The organism is Acetobacterium sp., from assembly GCF_030652775.1.
Taxonomy (GTDB): domain Bacteria; phylum Bacillota; class Clostridia; order Eubacteriales; family Eubacteriaceae; genus Acetobacterium.
The window spans coordinates 1-19934 of record NZ_JAUSPS010000068.1 but is presented as its reverse complement, the minus strand read 5'-3'; the positions used below and the strand labels follow the sequence as shown (position 1 = coordinate 19934).

Annotated in this window: 17 protein-coding genes; 14 read left to right on the top strand and 3 right to left on the bottom strand. The window is 43.4% G+C overall.

Translation table 11 applies throughout. From position 1 onward, the window contains the following. Together Q7J41_RS12020 and Q7J41_RS12015 are read left to right on the top strand one after the other, a co-directional pair. A partial coding sequence (locus Q7J41_RS12020) for a helix-turn-helix domain-containing protein (protein ID WP_304888421.1) occupies positions 1 to 1034 on the top strand: 1034 nt, incomplete at its 5' end. A gap of 19 nt (positions 1035 to 1053) precedes the next feature. Then, positions 1054 to 1704, top strand: coding sequence for a B12-binding domain-containing protein (locus tag Q7J41_RS12015; RefSeq protein WP_304888419.1), 651 nt, complete (start codon positions 1054 to 1056; stop codon positions 1702 to 1704). A 133-nt stretch (positions 1705 to 1837) separates the two neighbouring features. On the opposite strand, the gene Q7J41_RS12010 is transcribed toward Q7J41_RS12015, so the two are convergent. After that, the gene (locus Q7J41_RS12010) at positions 1838 to 3007 is read right to left on the bottom strand and encodes a 1-deoxy-D-xylulose-5-phosphate reductoisomerase (protein WP_370651015.1); all 1170 of its coding nucleotides are present in this window, start codon (positions 3005 to 3007) and stop codon (positions 1838 to 1840) included. Positions 3008 to 3468: 461 nt separating this feature from the next. Here Q7J41_RS12010 and Q7J41_RS12005 point away from each other — a divergent pair, with 461 nt between their 5' ends. From Q7J41_RS12005 to Q7J41_RS11955, 11 genes are all read left to right on the top strand, one after another. Further along, positions 3469 to 4617, top strand: a complete 1149-nt coding sequence (locus tag Q7J41_RS12005; protein ID WP_304888414.1) for an iron-containing alcohol dehydrogenase — start codon at positions 3469 to 3471, stop codon at positions 4615 to 4617. A gap of 250 nt (positions 4618 to 4867) precedes the next feature. Next, on the top strand, positions 4868 to 6088 hold the full coding sequence (locus tag Q7J41_RS12000; RefSeq protein WP_304888412.1) for a murein hydrolase activator EnvC: 1221 nt from the start codon (positions 4868 to 4870) through the stop codon (positions 6086 to 6088). 408 nt (positions 6089 to 6496) lie between these two features. After that, positions 6497 to 7186: a cell division ATP-binding protein FtsE gene (ftsE, locus tag Q7J41_RS11995; protein ID WP_304888410.1), complete on the top strand. Its 690-nt coding sequence runs from the start codon at positions 6497 to 6499 to the stop codon at positions 7184 to 7186. Next, on the top strand, positions 7176 to 8093 hold the full coding sequence (gene ftsX, locus Q7J41_RS11990) for a permease-like cell division protein FtsX (RefSeq protein WP_304888408.1): 918 nt from the start codon (positions 7176 to 7178) through the stop codon (positions 8091 to 8093). The genes ftsE and ftsX overlap by 11 nt, the downstream gene beginning before the upstream one ends. 36 nt (positions 8094 to 8129) lie before the next feature. After that, positions 8130 to 9299, top strand: a complete 1170-nt coding sequence (locus tag Q7J41_RS11985) for a murein hydrolase activator EnvC (protein WP_304888406.1) — start codon at positions 8130 to 8132, stop codon at positions 9297 to 9299. 103 nt (positions 9300 to 9402) lie between these two features. Continuing rightward, positions 9403 to 10602, top strand: a complete 1200-nt coding sequence (locus tag Q7J41_RS11980) for a S41 family peptidase (protein ID WP_304888404.1) — start codon at positions 9403 to 9405, stop codon at positions 10600 to 10602. 150 nt (positions 10603 to 10752) lie between these two features. Continuing rightward, positions 10753 to 12729 (top strand): excinuclease ABC subunit UvrB, encoded by a 1977-nt coding sequence (gene uvrB / locus Q7J41_RS11975; protein ID WP_304888402.1) that lies wholly within the window; start codon positions 10753 to 10755, stop codon positions 12727 to 12729. A gap of 21 nt (positions 12730 to 12750) precedes the next feature. Next, positions 12751 to 15558, top strand: a complete 2808-nt coding sequence (uvrA, locus tag Q7J41_RS11970) for an excinuclease ABC subunit UvrA (RefSeq protein WP_304888400.1) — start codon at positions 12751 to 12753, stop codon at positions 15556 to 15558. A 329-nt stretch (positions 15559 to 15887) separates the two neighbouring features. Beyond that, positions 15888 to 16112 carry a ferrous iron transport protein A gene (locus tag Q7J41_RS11965; protein ID WP_026395981.1) on the top strand — a complete coding sequence of 75 codons (225 nt, stop codon included), beginning with the start codon at positions 15888 to 15890 and terminating at the stop codon, positions 16110 to 16112. A gap of 91 nt (positions 16113 to 16203) precedes the next feature. Further along, positions 16204 to 18225 (top strand): ferrous iron transport protein B, encoded by a 2022-nt coding sequence (feoB, locus tag Q7J41_RS11960; protein ID WP_304888395.1) that lies wholly within the window; start codon positions 16204 to 16206, stop codon positions 18223 to 18225. Positions 18226 to 18262: 37 nt separating this feature from the next. Continuing rightward, positions 18263 to 18427 carry a FeoB-associated Cys-rich membrane protein gene (locus Q7J41_RS11955; protein ID WP_304888392.1) on the top strand — a complete coding sequence of 55 codons (165 nt, stop codon included), beginning with the start codon at positions 18263 to 18265 and terminating at the stop codon, positions 18425 to 18427. 195 nt (positions 18428 to 18622) lie between these two features. Here Q7J41_RS11955 and Q7J41_RS11950 read toward each other — a convergent pair whose 3' ends face one another. Together Q7J41_RS11950 and Q7J41_RS11945 are read right to left on the bottom strand one after the other, a co-directional pair. After that, complete coding sequence (locus Q7J41_RS11950) at positions 18623 to 18823, bottom strand: cold-shock protein (RefSeq protein ID WP_014356887.1); 201 nt, start codon at positions 18821 to 18823, stop codon at positions 18623 to 18625. 303 nt (positions 18824 to 19126) lie between these two features. Then, positions 19127 to 19375: a hypothetical protein gene (locus tag Q7J41_RS11945; protein ID WP_304888388.1), complete on the bottom strand. Its 249-nt coding sequence runs from the start codon at positions 19373 to 19375 to the stop codon at positions 19127 to 19129. A 118-nt stretch (positions 19376 to 19493) separates the two neighbouring features. Here Q7J41_RS11945 and Q7J41_RS11940 point away from each other — a divergent pair. After that, positions 19494 to 19934: GIY-YIG nuclease family protein (locus tag Q7J41_RS11940; protein WP_304888386.1), on the top strand; the 441-nt coding region annotated here is incomplete at its 3' end.

The following is a 19934-nucleotide window of genomic DNA, read 5'->3' as shown; positions in this document are numbered from 1 at the left end:
TGTGCCATGCCGGAATCCTGGCCTTTGCGGCACCGCTGATGATTGACGAAAAATATGCCGGTATCATAATCTGCAGAAACATTTTAATGTGGGAACCGGATGACTTTTTTTATGAAGAGTTGCGCGAAAAAAACAAGAATCTAGACATCGAAGCTTTAGAAAAAAGTGTCTCCAAACTTAAAATCGTGAGTTCGAATAAGGTTCATGCGGCCGCTTCCTTGTTGTATTTGGTCGCCAATCAGGTCATCAACCGTGATAATGAAACAAAAAAACATAAAAAAGAAATCATGTATCATCAATCCGTGTTGAATCAGGAAATAAAAGAGAAAAAACGGCTCCATCAAGAGCTAATTAATTCTAACGAAAAGATGTATGGACAGTATAAACTTCAAAAAGAAAAAGAGCTATTGGGAAAAATTTCCATCCTCGACAGAGACGGAGCATATCAAGCACTGCTTGGTTGTATGTCGGATATCATGGAAAAATACATAACCCGGTTGGACTTATTTAAAACGATGGTCTTGGAGTTGATGATCATGATTTCGAGAACTGTTGTTGAAACAGGTGCGGAAATGTCGGCGGTTATCTTACTCAATACCAAAGTAATCAATGAAATTTATAGCTTGGACAATGCGGCGGAAATCAGCAGTTGGGTGTGCATCATTCTCAATAAATATATGGACTTGCTTGAAGGAAAACAAACCTCGATTAAAACGAAGCAGATCGTGGATTCAGCAACAGAATACGTTCGCACTAATGTCAGAAAAAATATTACCCTCTTGGATGTGGCCGAAGCTGTTTTCGTGAGCCAATATTATCTTAGTCATGTATTCAGAGAAGTCTTGGAATGCACGGTAATTGAATATATTACAAGAGTAAAAATGGAAACAGCAAAAAAACTATTACATAATCCTAAAAACAGCGTTGCGGATGTGTCAGAAAAACTGGGTTTTGGCGACACGAGCTATTTTAGCAAAGTATTCAAAAAGAATGAGGGAATAACACCAACACAGTTTCGGAAAAGATTGCTTTAAAATAAAGGGAGTATTTAATATGTTTGAAGAAATTAAAGAATCTATTTATAATGGCAATGTCCCAAGGACGCAGGAATTAATTAAAGAATATACATTACGCAGAGTCCCAACTAAAAAAATTATTGAAGAAGCAATTATTCCATCGATTGAAGAAGTGGGAAAGAAATTTCAAACCGAAGACTTCTTTATAACCGATGTTTTGTTATCAGCCAGAGCGGCAAATGCCGCTTTGCGAGCGATTGAAAAACAAGACAGAATGGATGGAAAGCCCATTACTAAAGGACGAACCCGGGTGGTCATTGGTACGGTTTACGGCGATATTCACAATATCGGAAAAACGATGCTTAGTTTATTGTTGGAAGCAAATAACTATGAAGTCATTGATTTAGGGGTGGATGTGACGGGAGAAAAATTTGTCAAATCAATCGCAAAATATAAACCGAATTTCGTGATGCTTAGCGCTCTGCTGATGACAACGATGAAAGAAATGCGATGTGTCATTGACTTAATTCGAGAACAAAATTCCGGCGATTTTTCGCAGACAAAAATCATGGTTGGCGGAGGTCCGGTAACCGCCGAATTCGCAAAAGAGATTGGGGCTGACGGTTATGCGGACGATGCCTACGGCGCTTTGGAGTGGGTCAAGGAAAATATCGAGAGTAACAAATAACGAGGATTTGATTTAAGTCAGGCTTGATTTTGTCGAGTTCGTAAAAATGAGACAGTCATTTTAAGGAAATAAAATGACTGTCTCATTTTTTATGTAATAAAAAGGTCGCTGCAAAACGCTTATATTAGTCACCTTAGTTTAAAGATTTACTAACCGTTTCCCCGGCAATCTGCCGGGCCCAGTTATCCACGGCCAGCACATCACTGAGATCCGGATTGGAAATCACCTGATGTTTTTCCATCACCAGCCGGTTAATCCGGGGAATATCGAGAAAGTGGATCTCCTGATTTAAAAATCGGGCTACTGAAATCTCGTTGGCAGCGTTTAGCACACAGGCCATCGTACCGCCGATTTCAAGGGCGTCGTAGGCCAGTTGCAAGCAGGGAAAGGCGATCCGATCTGGCTCTTCAAAGGTCAGCTCCCGAACCTGGCTGAAATCTAGAACCTGGCGGTTATTGGCAATTCGCTCGGGATAAAAAAAGGCGATTTGGATCGGCAGAGCCATATCTGGCATTCCCAATTGAGCGATCGTGGAATGGTCGATGAATTCCACCATCGAGTGGATAATGCTCTGGGGATGAACCACTACATCGATCTGATTGATGCTCAGATCAAAAAGCCATTTGGCTTCGATGACTTCCAACCCCTTATTCATCAGGGTGGCCGAATCGATGGTGATTTTTTTTCCCATCGACCAGTTGGGATGCTTCAAGGCCTGAGCCAAGGTTACTGCCTGTAGCTGTTCGAAATTCTGTCCCCGAAACGGCCCACCGGAAGCGGTAATGATGATCCGGTCAATTTCTTGATGTTTATTTCCCATCAGACATTGAAAAATGGCACAGTGTTCACTGTCCACCGGAAGCAAAGAAACACCTTTTGCCGCCACAGCATCCATAACGATCTGGCCGCCGGCCACCAGCGTTTCCTTATTGGCCAGGGCAATATCAATGCCCATATTAATGGCTGCCAGGGTTGGCTGCAGGCCAATCATGCCGGATACTGCCGTGAGCAGCAGATTATTTTCGGATGCGGTGGCCACCGCAATCAGACCCTCTAAACCGCTAACCACTTCAACTACGGATCCCTTTGTTTTCAACCGTTTTTCCAGCACCAGTGCGGCATCTCCGTCCATGACGCAGACAATCCGGGGGGAATAGGCGTCAATCTGTTTTTCTAGCAGATCAATGCTGGTGTTGGTCGTTAAACCGACAATATTTAAAGCGTCGCTGTTTTCAGAAACCACATCCAGAGCCTGGGTTCCAATCGAACCAGTTGACCCGAGGATACTGATATTTTTCATAATTACCTCTTTTACACAATTAATTCTATCAATTCTGCTTGAAATCATATAATACAATTCTTAAAAACAAAAGATAAATTTAAACAACTGAAATTGAAATAGAACAGAAAAAGTAGTACCGACAATTGTTACATCATGTTGTACGCATCGGAGCGGACACGGCAAAGCCTGCGTGGTGGCAACGAGCCAATCACAAGCTCGCTTGTAGTTGGCGACTGCCCGCGACTAATAAGAAATGCTATTTCTTATTAGTGTCCGATTCCGCAGCGAACAACAGATTAACAATTGGTCGGTACGGGAGTTTGAGAGATCCAGAAAGCCGTTTATTATTTGTTGTGTTCGGTTTATTCCATGTCATCTATCAGTCTTTTCAATAATGTATCTCAAACAAGATAAAATTTCCATTTATTCAGCCATTTCGATCGCATATAATCATGTAAACGAATAAATTTGGAGGTGTTCTTATGGCAAGAACCTATTATTTTCCACCAGTAGTAATTATGGAACCCGGTGCAATTGAATTAATTGCTCCCGAGATCAAACGTATGAACGTGAAAAAAGCTTTAGTTGTAACCGATAAAGTACTTGTTGAAGCAGGTATTGTTCAAGATGTGCTCAATGTATTAGATGGAGCAAAAGTTCCGTATGCTTTATTTTCAGAAGTTAAACCCAATCCGACTGTTGCCAATGTAAACGCCGGTCTTCAGGCCTTGCAGGATAACGAATGTGATTTTCTGGTTAGTATCGGTGGCGGATCGCCCCAGGATACCGCCAAGGGGATTGCCATTCTGGCCACCAATCCCGGGGATCTCCGGGATTATGAAGGGGTTGGAAAAACCGCTAATAAAGCGCTGCCGATTGTGGCCATTAATACCACTGCCGGAACCGCCAGTGAAGCAACGATCAATTATGTGATCACCGATGAAGACCGAAAACTGAAAATGGTGATCGTTGATCCCAACTGTCTGGTTACAGTAGCGGTCAATGATCCGGTTTTAATGCTGAAAATGCCCAAATCATTAACTGCAGCAACCGGCATGGATGCCTTGACCCATGCGATTGAAGGTTATACCACTGCTGGCGCCTCCCGCTTCACCGACCTCTTTAATCTGGAAGCGATCAAAGCCATTTCTGGCAGTTTGAGACAAGCTGTCGAAGAGGGTGACGATCTGGATGCCCGGGATGCCATGGCTTATGGCCAGTTTGTTACCGGCATGGGCTTCTCTAACGGCGGACTGGGAATTGTTCATTCCATGGCGCACCAGTTAGGTGGATTCTATGACCTGCCGCACGGCGTTTGTAATGCCATTCTGTTACCTTATGTAACGGCATTTAATGCCGATGCGGTTGGTGACAGATTAAAAGACATTGCTCAGGCGATGGGGGTCGACACCAGCCGTCGCGAACCAAAAGAAATCAATATCATGGCCATTGATGCCATCAAGAAGCTATCCAAAGATGTTGGGATTCCATCAGGACTCAAAGAACTCGGCGTTAAAGAAGCGGACTTTGGTGAATTAGCAGACCTGGCTCTGGCTGACATCTGTACCGGCGGAAATCCAAAATGCCCAACTAAAGAAGATGTGATTGCTATTTATAAAGCCGCATTCTAAGTTTTTAAAATAGCAGTTCTTAATAATCAGTTACTAAAAAGACATTCTGAATTTTTGGAGTGTCTTTTTTTTGTGAAAAAAAGCATCGTATTTATCGCTGTTTCATACAAAATATTTACAACTTATTTTATTGTTTTTGTTTTAATTGCGACATTATTATGGTATAATACAACCGTTACAAAAATAATAAATAGTTATTGTAAAAGTAACAAACAAATAGGTCACACTAAGATTGTGGGAAAGGGGTAAAATGAAAAAACATAGAATAGTATCAGGTATCGTTACTGGTTCCCTGGTTTTGGCATTTTTAACAGCACCCGTCAATGCGGCTTCATTAACCGAGCAATTGGCACAAAGCAATGCTCGACAGGCAGCAGCAAAATATCAAGTTGATATGACTCAGAATACCATTAATGGGATTGAAGACGAAATCAGCAAAGTCAATGAAGAGGTTAATCGAATCAGTGGGGTGATTGGTGCGATCAACGGAGAGATATCAACCATTGAAGGGAATATAGCAAAAAAACAGGAAGAACTCAAAATAGCCGAAGCAAAAAAACGCGAGCAGGAAGAAGCCATGAGTGATCGGGTTCGCGCCATGTATATGTACGGGAACGGCAGCATCATGGAATTCATCTTTTCAGCTTCGGATTTCTCAGATTTTATTACGAAAGTGGATATGTCCCGTTACATCATGACCGCAGACAAGGACTCCCTGAATGCGCTGGAAGAAACGAAGAAAGTAATTGATGAGAAGAAACTGAGCATTGAGGCAGATCGATTAAAGACAGTTGAGAAAAAAACAGAACAAGAAGTTGTCTTAACTCAGCAGGAAGAAGTAGTGGCACAAAAAGATCAGTTGTTGGCTCAAAATCAGTCAACATTGAACGAATACAAGGCCATTGAAGAAGCTGAAGCAGCAACCTCGGCTGATATTGAAGGTCAATTGCAAGCATATTATGAACAACAGCGTGCCGCAGCAGAACAGGCAGCAGCTCAAAATAGCGGAAACACCGAAACTGGCGACGGAAGCGCAAGTAGTGGCGATGGCGCAAGTACCGGTGGTGGAGAATCTTCGACACCAACGCCAAGCTACTCTAATGGCTATATGTGGCCATGCGGTGGCGACACTACAAGTCCCTTCGGGTATCGTGATGATCCGCTTAATCCCGGGACAATACGATTTCATTCAGGCGTTGATATTGGCGCTTCAGAAGGTACTGCTGTTGCCTGTGGTGGAAATGGCGTAGTCATCTCAGCGGGTTGGAATGGCGGCTATGGTAATTGTGTCATTGTCGATCTGGGAAATGGAATTTCGGCAGTATATGCGCATTTGAGTGCAATCAATGTATCCTCAGGTGAAACCGTCAGTGCAGGTCAAACCGTTGGTGCAGTTGGCAGCACCGGTAATTCAACAGGTGCCCATTTGCATTTTGAAATAAGACAGTACGGCACACCAATTAGTCCATGATAAAAAAATGGTTATAAAATAATTAAGAAAAGATGGGGAATGATTAACCATCTTTTCTTTTTTTATTTCATGATCATTTTTTTATAAAAAAATGATCATGAAATAATCAAATAAGTAATTATGATAAGTTAATTTAAAAATTCGGACGAATTCAGATACATTTGTTACAAAAAATTTATTTTTATAATGAAATTATTCTAAAAGTATGCTAAAATAAATTCAGATTCAAACACGGAATACCCGGAAGGCGAAAAACTGGCTGAACTCCAGAAGACTTCTATATTCCGGATTAAATAATTAAGGTAATCTTAACTTATCACATGCATTTAAGAAGAAAATAGGATAGTACATGTTAAAATACCCTTTCAAAGCAATCAGAATGATAAGTAATTTAGGAGTGGCTAAGAGATGATAGAATTTAAAAATGTAACCAAGGGTTATGATAAAAACAAGAGTGATGCGCTTAAAAATGTGAGTCTCTTTATTGATAAGGGTGAGTTCGTTTTTCTAGTTGGTAGAAGCGGGGCGGGAAAATCCACATTTATTAAACTTCTCTTAAGAGAAATTGAGGCCACTGAAGGTTCAGTATATATTAATAATTTTAATGTCGCCAAACTTTCAAAAAAAGAAATTCCCTTTTTAAGACGGAAAATGGGAATTGTATTTCAGGATTTTCGGCTCCTGGAAAATAAAAGCGTCTACGAAAATGTGGCCTATGCCATGGAAATAATTGGAAAATCTGAAAAACAGATCCAAAAGCGAGTGCCATTAGCGCTGGATATGGTTGGCTTATCCCATCGGATGAACCATTATCCCCATGAATTATCCGGGGGAGAACAGCAGCGGGTGGTCATTGCCCGGGCGATCATCAATAATCCATCGATTTTGATTTGCGATGAGCCCACCGGAAACCTTGATCCGGAAACATCATATGAGATCATTAGTATCCTTGAAGAAATCAACCGACGCGGAACAACGGTCGTCGTGGTAACCCATGACCGTGAGATTGTTGATACGATGAAAAAACGAGTTTTGACATTGGAAGATGGTATTCTTAAGGTAGATGATGCGACAGGTAGGTACGGCTATGAAGTTTAGTTCGATAAAAACAATGCCCAGAAATGTTGTTCGGGATACCATGAAGAGCATTGAGCGAAATAATTTAATGAGTGCCGCTTCGGTGTTGTCGGTTATTGCTGCTTTAATTATCTTGGGTATTTTCCTGATCTTAACCATTAATGTCCAGGAAGTTACCAAGGATGTGGAATCAAAACTGGAACTGAAGATATTTCTGCAGTCGGATTTCACCGATACTCAAAAAGAAACAATCCAACAAGCGCTGAAAAAAAGCGATCTGATTGAGAATGTTACCTTTGAAAGTGCCGAGGAAGCGCTAGAAAAGTTTACGGTGAGTCTGGAAGATTATGCCCCGCTGCTCAGTGGCTATAATTCCGAAAACAACCCCATGCCAGCATCTTTTGTTGTCCGGGTAACCGATCCGAATGATATGGAAGAAGTTCAAACCCTGGCCATGTCCTTTAAAAATCAAGGGGTTGAATATGTCCGGTATGGACAGGAATATGTGGAAGCGCTGGTGAACTTCAATAAGTTCACGAACACCTTGAGTATTGTGGTGCTGGTGGTACTATCGATGATTTCCATCTTTATTATTTACAACACCATTAAATTAACCGTTTTTGCAAGACGCCGGGAAATTGGAATTATGAAATATGTGGGCGCAACCAACGCCTATATCCGGGCTCCCTTCATTCTGGAAGGAACCGTACTGGGGTTAATGGGAGCCATTGTGGCATTCCTGATTATCCGCATCACCTATTATTATATTTTGGGTTTAGTTGGTGGGAATCTCTTTCTGCCAGTGGACGCCACTTTGGCTTCCCCGGATGCAGTGATGGGTCAATTGATATTTTTCTTCCTGATTTACGGAGGATTTATCGGAGCAGTGGGCAGTATATTTGCGATTCGCAAATTTTTGGATGTATAAATGATTAGACTTGGTCAAAAACAGGAGGATTGTCGGATGACAAAAAAAAGAATTATTTCAGGCATTGTGGGCATGATTGTTACCTTGGGGATGTTGATCTCTCCGGTAAATGCCGCATCCCTGACCGAACAACTGGAAGAGAGCAATCAAAAACAGGCAGCAGCTCAATATCAAATTGATATGACTCAGAATACGATTGCCGGAATCGAAGCTGAAATTGGCAAGGCTAATGAAGAAATGAGTCGGATTACCGGCGTCATCGATAAAATAAATGCTGAAATTGCAGCACTGGAAGCCAATATAGCAAAAACCCAGGAAGAACTGAATATAGCCGAAGCCAAACGTCAGGAACAGGAAGAAGCCATGAACGAACGTGTCCGAACCATGTACATGTATGGAAATGGCAGCATGCTTGAATTTTTATTTACATCAAGTGATTTTGCAGATTTTGTAACCAAGGTTGATATGTCCCGATATATCATTGAATCGGATAAGGATTCATTGGATGCTTTAGCTGAAACAAAAAGAATCATCGATGAAAAGAAAGCTAAGATCGAAGCCGATCGTCTTCAAACAGTTTCTAAAAAGTCCGAACAGGAAACAGCATTAGTTCAGCAGCAGGAAGTTAAGGCTCAAAAGGATAGTTTATTAGCGCAAAATCAGGCCATCGTCGCTGAGTATCAGGCGATTGTTGCAGCTGAGGCCGCTAATGCCGCCAATATCGAAGCCCAGGTTCGCGCAGCGATGGCCGCTCAGGCGGCTGCCTCGGGCGGATCAACCACTGGTGGGAACACATCCTTTGTCCCATCAAACGGAACCTATCAATGGCCTTGCCCGGGTTATTATCCATCAGCGGATGATGATTTCTTCGGTACTCGACTGCACCCGATCTGGGGTGATTACCGTACTCATTACGGGGTTGACATGGGTGCGCCATCAGGAACCCCAATTCTGGCCATGGGTAATGGATCCATCATATCAGCAGGTTGGAATGGCGGCTATGGAAATTGTGTGATTGTCGATTTAGGAAATGGCGTCCAAGCCATGTATGCTCATATGAGCGGATTTGCCGTATCATCTGGCCAAACCGTTAATAAAGGGGATGTGGTTGGATACGTTGGCTCAACTGGTGATTCGACCGGCGCTCATCTGCACTTTGGCGTACTTTCCGGCGGATCGTTTGTCGATCCTTTAGGATATTTTTAAGCGAAACATTGTAGAATATAATTAAAGAACAGGAGAAAAGAATCATGATTCTTTTCTCCTGTTTTATTTGCAGCAGAATAAAAGTTTAGGATTAGGTGAAGCAATGGAAAATAAATCAAAAAAAACAAAGATTATCGTGATTATTGTGGTGCTGATCATCACGAATATCATCACCTTCACAGTGGCGACAACGGGGAATTTTCTGATCGGAAACAAGATGATTGTGAATGTCGACAGCAGCGAAACAGCGGCTGGTATTAAAAAACTTTTGCTACTGAAAGATCAGATTGGCTTAGAATACTATAAGGATGTCGATAACACCACCCTGCTCGATGGGGCTATTAAAGGGATGTTTGACAGTCTTGGTGATCCTTACAGCACTTATTTTACCTCTGAAGAATTTTCAAAATACATGGAATCAGCCACCGGCGTTTATGAAGGCATCGGCGTGGTGGTGACAGAAGACGATCAGGGCTATACGACTGTTATTGCACCCCAGAAAGGCACACCGGCAGAGGAAGCGGGCATCAAAACCGGTGATAAGATAATCAAGGTGGACGGTGAAGATGTCAGCACCATCGGATCAGATGCGGTTGTTGCGAAGGTGAAAGGGCCGGCAGATACCACCGTCAACATCACCATCGCCAGAGGTGAGGAAATTATTGAAATGCAATTGGTGCGAAAAACCATCGAAGCAAAGACGGTCGAATCCCGAGTGATCGGGGATAAGGGCTATATTCAGATTAGTGAGTTCACCGATAAAACCGCTGATGATTTTGAAACCCAGCTAGGTGAGCTACTGGCGCAGAACATCACCGGGCTAGTCATCGATTTACGAAGTAACCCCGGCGGCGGGGTAAAAGAAGCGGTGGAAATTGCCGACCGAATTCTTGGCGAAACGATGGTTGTTTATACGGTTGATAAAAACGGAAATAAAACCGACTATAAGTCAGACGGTACCGAACAGCTGGCCTTACCGATGGTGGCGTTGGTGGATGGCGGATCAGCCAGTTCGGCAGAAATTTTAGCTGGTGCCCTTCAGGATACTGGAGCCGCCCAACTGGTGGGAACAAAGACCTTCGGTAAGGGCATTGTTCAGGAAATCATCAGTCTTACTGATGGCGGCGGTTTTAAGGTGACAAACTCTGAATATTTCACCCCCAATGGCAATAATATTCACGAAAAAGGGTTGGAACCGAATATTGCCATCGAAGCCACCGACTTTATGAAAAATAATATTTTCACTGACGAGGAAGATAATCAGCTTCAAAAAGCCCTGCAGGTTCTCAGCGGAACCAATTGATTTTGAGAGCATGCCGTAATGGCATGCTTTTTCTATTTTAAACAGAAAAATTAAGAATTTATTAAATCAGAAGGATTATCATTTGCCATTAAAAAAAAGCTGTGGTAGAATAATAGAACGAATGTTCATCTAATTGATTGGAGGGTGCTGATGAAAGAAATGAAGCATGCATTTAAGGTTGTCTCGGAATACGAACCTAAGGGAGATCAGGGACCGGCCATTGAAAATATTTCTAAAGGAATCCAGGATGGCTTAAAATATCAAACCTTGTTGGGGGTAACCGGGTCAGGAAAAACCTATACCATGGCCAAGGTCATCGAGGCGGTGCAAAAACCAACCCTGGTGATTGCTCATAATAAGACCCTGGCGGCCCAGCTGACCAATGAGTTCCGGAGTTTTTTTCCGGATAATGCGGTGGAATATTTTGTCAGCTATTATGATTATTATCAGCCCGAAGCCTATGTGCCGCACTCGGATCTGTTTATTGAAAAAGATTCATCGATCAATGATGAGATCGATAAATTGCGACATTCTGCTACCGCCGCTCTGTTTGAACGGCGGGATGTGATTGTGGTTGCCAGTGTGTCCTGTATTTATGGACTGGGTAGTCCCTTTGATTATGAAAACATGATGCTTTCGCTCCGTCCGGGAATGGAAAAAGATCGCGATACAATTATTCGAAAACTGGTGGAAATCCAATTCACCCGGAACGACATTGCTTTTGAGCGGAATAATTTCCGGGTGAGGGGCGATATCCTGGAGATATTTCCGTCAGCTTCATCAAATAAAGCGATTCGTCTGGAGTTCTTTGGTGACGAAATCGAGCGAATTACCGAGGTTGATACCCTAACCGGGGAGATTTATGGGGAATTGAACCATGTCTCGATATTCCCGGCCTCCCACCACACCACCACGCCGGAAAATTTGGAACGGGCAATTGCGGGAATCCAGCAGGAACTTAGGCAGCGCTATGATGAATATACCAATAACAACCGCTTAGTAGAAGCGCAGCGGATTCTCCAGCGCACCAATTACGATATTGAAATGCTCCGGGAGATGGGTTATTGCAACGGGATTGAGAACTATACCCGTTACATTAACGGTTTACCCCCAGGATCGCCACCCTATACACTGATCGACTATTTTCCCCAGGATTTTCTGATTATTGCCGATGAATCCCACGTCTCAATCCCCCAGATTGGCGGGATGTACGCCGGGGATAAGGCTCGAAAGAGCAATCTGGTCGACTATGGCTTCCGTCTGCCCTCGGCCTTTGATAACCGACCCTTGAATTTTTCCGAATTTGAAAGCAAAATTAAGCAGATTGTCTTTACGACAGCCACGCCCAGCAAATATGAAAAAGAACACAGTCAGAATACGGTTGAGTTGATCATCCGGCCCACCGGCCTGATCGATCCTGAGATAACGGTTCGCCCGGTGGCTGGTCAGATTGATGACCTGTTGGGTGAAATTAAATTGACCACCGGTAAAGGAAATCGGGTATTGGTCACCACGTTAACAAAAAAAATGGCCGAAGATCTTACCGATTACCTGAAAGAGAATGGGATCATGGTGAATTATCTCCATTCGGATGTGGATACCATCGAACGGATGAAAATTCTCCGCGATCTACGATTAGGGACTTTTGATGTCCTGGTGGGCATTAACCTGCTGCGAGAAGGGCTTGACCTGCCGGAGGTTGGTCTGGTGGCGATTCTAGATGCCGATAAGGAAGGGTTCCTGCGATCAGAAACCGCCCTGATTCAAACCGTTGGCCGGGCCGCCCGTAACCTGGAAGGCCATGTCATTATGTATGCTGATAAGATCACGCCGTCTATGGATCGCGCCATCAGCGAAACAAACCGTCGCCGCGCCATTCAAACGGCTCATAATGAAGCCCATAACATTACCCCCAGCTCCGTTAAAAAAGATATCCGCTCGATCATCGAGGCAACCAAAGTGGCCGAAGAGCCGCAAACCTATCATGTTGGCGACGAAGCAGTGGATATTGACGTAAAAATCAAGGAGCTGGAACTGGAAATGCTGACAGCTGCGGAAGCCCTGGAATTCGAGCGGGCCGCCAAACTGCGCGACGAAATCCATCATCTCAAAAATTACAGAAGATAAGTAACGGATATAAGGAGTAATATGAAGTACATCGAAATAAAAGGTGCGAAAGAGCACAACTTAAAAAACATTAACCTGAAAATACCCAGGGATCAGCTGGTGGTTTTTACTGGGCTGAGCGGATCGGGGAAGTCATCGCTGGCCTTTGATACCATTTATGCCGAAGGGCAGCGCCGTTATATGGAGTCCCTTTCTTCCTATGCCCGACAGTTTCTGGGTCAGTCCCAGAAACCGAATGTGGAGAGCATTGATGGATTATCCCCGGCGATTTCCATTGATCAGAAAACAACCAACCGCAATCCCCGCTCTACCGTTGGTACGGTCACCGAGATCTATGATTACCTTCGCTTGCTTTACGCCCGGATTGGAATTCCCCATTGTCCGAAGTGCGGAAAAGTGGTGGAATCCCAATCAGTGGATCAGATTGTCGATAGTATCATGACGCTTCCGGAAAAAACTAAGTTTCAGATTCTGGCACCGGTTGTTCGGAAAGAAAAGGGACAGCATAAAAAAACCATTGATCACATCAAAAAAGAAGGTTTTGTGCGGATCATTGTCGATGGCGAACCAATGGAGGTCAGCGATGAAATCAATCTGGACAAAAATAAGAAGCACACCATCGAAGTGGTGGTCGATCGTCTGGTGGCAAAGGATAACCTCGGAAAACGGCTGTCTGATTCGCTGGAAATTGCCCTGAAGCTTTCTGGAGGATTGGTGATCTGTGATGTCATTGGCGGCGAAGCGCAGCTTTTTAGCGAAAAACTGGCCTGTGCTGATTGTGGCATTGCCATGGATGCCCTGGAACCACGAACCTTTTCATTCAACAACCCTTTTGGGATGTGCCCGGATTGTCATGGCCTGGGCTTTCATCAGGAAGTGGATCCGGATTTATTGATACCGGACAAAAGCTTATCGATTGCCAGTGGTGCGATCAAATTCTTTGGCTTAAAAAGCGATTCTAAATACTATTATAATCTGATTAAGGCGTTAGCCGCAAAACATCAGTTTTCCATTGATACGCCGCTGGAAAATGCCAGTGAGGCATTTTTAAATGCCCTCTTATATGGCAGTGACGAGGTACTGGAAATCGCCTATGAAGGCAAATTTTCGGGTACCTATAGCTCCACCTTTGAAGGGCTGATTAAAAACATGGAACGGCGCTATATCGAAACCACGTCAGAGCGGATGCGGTCTTTAATTGAACGCTATATGTCAGAAACACCCTGTCCCACTTGTCATGGTAAACGGCTGAATCCCATCAGTCTGGCGGTGACGATTCATGATCGGAATATTATCGAAATTACCGATATGTCGATCGGCCAATTGATTGAATTTTTCAAGACCCTGATCATGACTGATCGGGAAATGATGATCGGCGAATCGATCTTTAAAGAAATTGATGCTCGGCTTAATTTTCTCATAAACGTCGGCTTGGAATATCTGACCCTGTCCCGGAACGCCGGAACCTTGTCCGGGGGCGAATCCCAACGGATCCGGCTGGCCACCCAGATTGGCTCAGGTCTGGTGGGAGTGTTGTATGTGCTGGATGAACCCAGTATCGGACTGCATCAGCGGGATAATCAAAAGCTGCTGGAAACCCTGCGGCGGTTAACCGATTTAGGTAATTCGTTGATCGTGGTCGAACATGATGAAGAAACCATGCAGGCCGCCGACTATATTGTTGACATTGGCCCCGGCCCAGGGGTTCACGGCGGCGAAATCGTTGCCCAGGGAACTCTGGAAGAAATTATGGCAGTGCCCGAATCGATTACCGGCCAGTATTTCAGCGGCAAGCGCTTTATTCCGATTCCGGAAGGGCGCCGGGAAGGAACTGGCGAAACCATTCGGATTGTTGGCGCCCGGGAGAACAATTTAAAAAATCTCGATGTCGATATTCCGTTGGGAAAATTTGTCTGCGTTACCGGGGTTTCCGGATCGGGGAAAAGTACCCTGATCAATGAAATTCTCTATAAGGGGATTTCCCAGAAGCTTTATCGGAGCCTGAAAAAACCGGGGAAATACACCAATATCGAGGGGGTTGAATTTATCGACAAAGTCATCGATATCGATCAGTCGCCAATCGGCAGAACCCCTCGTTCCAATCCGGCCACCTATACTGGGGTGTTTGATCTGGTCCGGGATCTTTTTGCCAAAACCCCGGAAGCCAAGGCTCGGGGTTATCAAAAGGGCCGGTTTAGTTTTAATGTCAAAGGCGGCCGCTGTGAAAAGTGTAGCGGTGACGGAATCATCAAAATCGAAATGCATTTCTTGCCCGATGTCTATGTGCCCTGTGAGGTTTGTGGCGGAAAACGTTATAATCGGGAAACCCTGGAAGTGAAGTATAAGGGCAAGAATATTGCCGATGTTCTGGATATGACAGTGGAAGAAGCCCTGGAATTTTTCAGCAACATCCCCAAAATTAATGACAAACTCCAAACCTTATATGATGTCGGTCTCAGTTATGTGCGTCTGGGACAACCATCAACCCAGCTATCCGGCGGCGAAGCCCAGCGGGTTAAACTGGCCACCGAATTAAGCAAACGCAATACCGGCAAAACCCTCTACGTGCTGGACGAACCCACCACCGGTCTGCACATCGCCGATGTTCATCAGCTGATCACCGTGATCCAGCGGCTGGCTGACAGCGGCAGCACCGTAGTCGTCATTGAGCATCAGTTGGATATGATCAAGGTGGCCGACCACATCATCGACCTCGGTCCCGAAGGCGGCGACGGCGGCGGTACCATTATCGCCATCGGGACTCCCGAAGAAATCGCCCAAGTCCCCGAATCCTACACCGGCCAATATCTCAAGAGAATCTTAAAGTGATAGAATAAATGATAACCCAGTACCGACAATTGTTACATCATGCTGTACGCATCAAGGCGGATATGGCATCGCCTGTCCGAGCTTGTGGCGAACAACAGATTAACAATTGGTCGGTACGGTAGTATAAAACTAACCTCAAGAAAGCTGATCCAGCTTTCTTTTTTTTTGATGTGTTTAAATAAAGCTTAAAGCCATAAAAAGTTTCAGTCGCTAATTGACAATGAGTTTCAATTAGAGTATAATAAAGCTAACAAAAAAGAAAGTCATCATTAACAAATTTTGGCAGATTCCATTTATGAATTTAAACCATAAGAATAGAAGGTGTGTTTATGTTTACTTTGAAAGATTTAAGACCAGGCCAGAAAGCCTGTGTAGGCTCTATCGCCGTAGAAGGCTTAATGCGTCGTAAACTCATGGACATGGGTGTAACACCAGGTGTAGAGATTCAAGTTAATAAAACAGCTCCATTTGGGGATCCTATTGAGGTTCGCCTCAGAGGATATTCCCTCAGTCTCCGGAAAAAAGACGCTGAGAATATTTTAATGGTTCAGTAATAAACGAAATACCACCTGTACAGGTGGTTTCGTTGTTTAGCATTATTTTAATCAGCGTTTAGTCTGGCATCAATGAAAATGAGGAAATGAAATGAAATATAGAATAGCGTTGGTGGGAAATCCCAACTCGGGAAAGACCACCCTTTTTAATTGTCTGACCGGCAGTAATCTCTATGTCGGAAACTGGCCGGGGGTAACCGTTGAAAAAAAAGAAGGAAATCTGAGAGATACAGCTAAGGACATCACATTAGTCGATCTGCCGGGAATTTATTCATTGGCACCCTACTCTATGGATGAGATTGTATCTCGAAATTTTCTGCTGGAAGAACGGCCAGATCTGATTATCAATATTATTGATGCCTCCAACATTGAACGAAATCTTTATTTAAGTACTCAGCTGATGGAACTTAACTGTCCGATGGTCGGAGCCTTGAACATGATGGATGTGGTCAAGAAAACCGGGGTTGAAATCGACGTCCGGGAGATGGAAAAAATCTTCGGTTATCCCTTTATTGAAATATCCGCTCAAAAAGAAACCGGAATTGACGAACTGATCAAACTGGTTGAAAAAACGGTGGACATTAAGAAACTAAAAGAATTTCCACAGATATTCCCCCAGGAAATAATGACATTATTCAATGAATTTGACGAGCTGATCCAGAATAAATATTCTGATGTTTTAGCAGATTACCCCCGTCTTTTTCGGATCATCAAACTGATTGAAAAAGATGAGGAGGTGCTGCTGAAGATTCATGAAAATGGTGATTTGCTAAAAGATATTTATACCGTCAGAAAAAAGATCGAAGCACTGTCAAATCATGATGTCGACAGTGCTATTGCTGATTATCGGTACCGCTTTATCACTGCAGGGATCAGTAAGGCAACCCAGAAAACCAAAGAAAACGTCATTGAATTTCAGGAAAAATTGGATCAGGTACTAATGAACCGATATGCGGCGCTGCCGATTTTCTTTCTGTTTATGTTTGTAATTTATTATGTCTCGATTACGCTGGTGGGGGATATTACCATCGGCGGCATCGAGTGGTTTATCAATGATGTGCTGATGGTTGCGGTGGCTGCGGGGTTGGGCAGCCTCGGCGCAGCGGATTGGATCATCGCTCTGATCAATGACGGCATTATCACCGGGGTTGGGGCAGTACTGACTTTTGTACCCCAGTTAGTGGTGTTATTCATTTTCATCTCGATTCTGGAAGACAGCGGCTATATGGCTCGGGTGGCCTTTATTATGGATCGGATTTTTAGACATTTTGGTTTATCAGGAAAATCTTTTATCCCGATGGTGGTGGGATTAGGCTGCTCGGTTCCCGGAATCATGGCGACCCGAACCCTGGAAAACGAACGGGAACGTAAATTGACTGCGGTATTGACGCCTTTTATTTCATGTGGTGCGAAGATGCCCATTTACGTCTTGATGGCTTCGGTATTCTTCACCAAATATCAGACGCTGTTAGTTTTTTCGCTTTATCTGGTCAGCTTAACGGTAGTTTTTGGATCAGGATTTGTCCTTTCAAAAACCTGGTTTAAGGGAGCGGATTCTGGTTATCTACTGGAAATCCCACCGCTGCGATTGCCCAAGCTTAGGAATACTGCGACTCAGGTATGGGAACGAACCAAAGAATTTATTGTTCGTGCCGGAACCATTATTTTTGCGGCATCGGTGGTGCTGTGGTTTTTACAAAGCTTTACCCCAAGTTTCCAAATGGTAGATTCGCCGGATGCGAGTATCCTGGCCATGTTCGGCAAGATCATCGCCCCAATTTTTATTCCACTGGGATTTGGTAACTGGGTCGCCTCGGTTGCCCTGCTGACGGGAGTCGCTGCCAAAGAAATGATTATCAGTACCATGAGCGTGCTCTTGTCAGGACAGGATGGCAGTTTTACGGTTGCCATCAGCCAAATCTTTACCCCGGTATCGGCGTATAGTTTTGTGATTTTTGTCCTGTTGGCATCACCTTGTATGGCTGCCATCGCCACCATGAAAAAAGAACTGGGAAACTGGCGGGATTTTTTCTTTGCATTATCCTATCAAATTGGTTTGGCCTATGCCGTGTCATTTATCGTTTATCAGGTCGGCAGTCGGATTTTTGTTTAGTATTTAGCGCATTATAAATAGAAGAAAGAAGGACTCAATGATTACCTGGATTTTAGCAGCATTAATTTTAGGTGCGGCGGGTTATATTATCTTTAAGAAGGTCAAGAAAATGAAAGCAGGGGATTTTTCCTGTGAAGGCTGCAAAGGCGGCGCCGGCTGCCCGGGCTGTCATATAAAAACTGAGCCGCCCAAAGAAGATTAAGATTGATAATTGGTCGTAGACATAAAACTGAAGTAGTACCGACAATTGTTAGATCATGTTGTACGCATCGGAGCGGACATGGCGTAGCCTGTCCGATTCCGCAGCGAACAACAGATTAACAATTGGTCGGTACGGTAGTTTAGTAAAAAAAAGCCCCACCAGCAGAGCTGGTGGGGCTTTTAAAAAACTACTTAATTATGCAATAAAAACGTTTGTAGCCTGTAAGCCACGATCCGTTTTTTCGGTATCAAAAGTTACGCGTTGGCCTTCAACAAGGTTTTTACGTCCGTCGGCAATAATTGCTGAGAAATGTACAAATACATCTTCGCCGCCATCTACTGAAATAAAACCAAATCCTTTTTCCTCATTAAACCATTTTACTGTACCATTATTCATTTTAGGTACCTCCTAAATATTATTTATAAATCGTGATGCAAAAACAAAAAACACATATTTTTGCAAATCATCTAAACGTAAAAATGACTTGCAAAAATATGTGAAATCAATAAATACACTTTAATTCTTTTTCATTATACACCCGGTGAAGCCTAATGTCAAATGATTTCACAAACACTTTAGATGTTTAAGGAATCGTCGGGAATGATAATAGCAGCGCATCGCCGAAAAAACGGGCAAGTAAATAAATTGATCCATCTCGATTGGTAAGGGAGATGGATCAAAAAAAGCTGAACTCAAGATTCAGGTGGTACAATAGCTGTTAAAGTCAATGGACTCATATTTTCGTTTTAACAGATCTTTCGCTTCTTTGATAACTTCCTTCTCTGAAAGTGGAAGTCTTATCTCACGTATTTCGATGATTTTAAAGGGATTGTCTTTTATTGATTTTGTCAGAGTAAATCCACCATAAATTTTCGGAACAATCTTCACTTCGAAATTACCGAAAGAAATCAGGGTATTGTGGCCATCGACAGTTATTTTTTCAAACATGGTAACACTTCCTTTCTGTATAATAATCTGATGTTTAAAAAAGTATTATTATTATACCAAAATTAGGTGGCGAATAAACAAAAAAAACCAAAAAAATATTTATTTAAGGTTGACCACTATGTATGCTAAAGAAAAATTAAAAGATTTGCCCCAGAACCCCGGGGTCTACATCATGAAAAACAATAATGGCGAGATTATTTATGTCGGGAAAGCCATTAATCTGCGCAATCGGGTGCGGCAATATTTCCATTCGGCCAATCAGCTTACTTCCAAAACAGTGGTTCTGGTATCCCATATCGAAACCATCGAGACCATCGTTACCGATTCGGAAATGGAAGCCCTGATTTTAGAATGTAATCTGATCAAAACCCATCATCCCCGGTATAATATTCTGCTTAAGGACGATAAAAGCTATCCTTGGATTCGGCTGACTGTCAATGAAGAATACCCCCGGATTATGATGACCCGGGAATATAAAAAAGATGGGGCGAAATATTTTGGACCCTTTACCAGTTCCTATGCGGTAAAAAATACGATTGAAGCCATTTTGAAGATTTAT